Here is a 1,504-nt window from a genome sequence, read left to right on the forward strand (position 1 = left end):
GGCATCGACCTCGGCGTGCCGGCGGCCTTTTTGTCAGATCCGGGCTTTGGCTAGAATGCCAACGGGCTAAACCCATCGAAGGGCGGGACAATCCCCGTGGAGTATGTCAGCGACTATACGCATGCGACCGTTGATCCGGCCGGGTGGGCACGGGCTAGAGAAGACCAAGGGTGGAGCATCCTCTCGGTTGCCGATCACTTTCATTTCTTCGCGCGGCCATATCCACATGTGTGGGTCAGCGCCAGTGCGATGGCGGCGGCGACGACCCAAGCGCGGATCACGACAGCTTTCACCAACAACGTGTTCCGCAGTCCAGTCGAGGTCGCGCAGGCCGCGTTGATGATGCAGCTGGTGGCCGACGGTCGGTTCGAGCTCGGGATGGGCGCAGGCTGGTTGCGCGACGAGGTGATCGACGCCGGAATGTCTTACCCTGAGCCTCGTGACCGCGCGGGAGCTTTTATCGAATCCGTGCAAGTGGTCCGGTCGCTTCTTCACACGGGGCGGTGTGACTTCAAGGGTTCCTACTACGAGGTGCACATCGATGGCATTGGCCCGGTTAGTGAACGCCCGCCGGCGTTGATTGCCTCCGTCGGCGGACGCCGCACCGTTCGTGAGGTAACACCGCACTGTGACAAGGTGGAGATCAAACCGTTCGGTTCAATGAGTCGGTCGGGCGAATTTGATTTGCACGGCTGGGCGCAGATCCCCGAGAGTCACATTGTCGCCATGATCGAGCGTGTCCGACAGGTCCGTCCGGATATTGAGATCGGCGCTTACCTGATCTGCAACGTTGGCGACGATGATCTAACCCGCGAGCTGGAGAAGCTCGCCGGCGATGGCATCTTCTCTCGGTTCTTCGGCTCTGCCAGCAAGGTTGCGGAGGGTATGGCGTGGCTCGGCGAACTCGGGATTACCCGGTGCCAACTCGGCGCGATCGACGATGCGTCGTACGACCGCCTCGCTCCGGTCCTCTTTTCCTGAGGGGTGGCCATGGTGAACATCGCGGCGGCAATGCGAATCGGGATCAAGCGTGGGCCAGTATGAGGCCGCAATTGGCACACTGCGCAGCGAAAGTCACCGCATCCCGTTGCGATGGTGGCGGCCGTAAGCGCGCACTGCGCAAGGATCATGAGGACGCGCGAGATCTGCTGGTAGTCAAGATGAATCGCGCGATGGACGACAACCACACAGATGGGAAGATCCCGCACTTCGCAAAATCGCTGGTTTGGGTGGAAAAGCTGTTAGCTCGGACCGCCACCGCCGACCCGCAACATGAATCTCGGGGTATGTGACCTAGTGAAAGCTCAGTTGTCATGAGCTCCAGCGGGAAAGGACTGACTCTCCGATGAGGGTGTTTATTGATCGTGGTCTGTGCCAGGCCGTGCAGTACTGCCCCGGTTCGGGTCTGAGCTCGGAATGACGGCCTTCACTTCCCGATGACCGTGCTGCGGAGGGGTAGAGAGCAGCCGGAAACCATCACCCTGGTAATGACACCGGACCCGAC

The 1,504-nt window shown here is 60.8% G+C and carries 1 protein-coding gene; it reads left to right on the forward strand.

Going from position 1 to position 1,504, the window contains the following annotated elements; genetic code table 11:
• Nucleotides 1-96 precede the first annotated feature (96 nt).
• On the forward strand, nt 97-981 hold the full coding sequence (locus tag WAN71_RS00960) for an LLM class flavin-dependent oxidoreductase (protein ID WP_422223537.1): 885 nt from the start codon (nt 97-99) through the stop codon (nt 979-981).
• Nucleotides 982-1,504: the final 523 nt, after the last annotated feature.

It is taken from the genome of Mycobacterium sp., assembly GCF_049280035.1.
In the GTDB taxonomy this organism is placed as follows: domain Bacteria; phylum Actinomycetota; class Actinomycetes; order Mycobacteriales; family Mycobacteriaceae; genus Mycobacterium.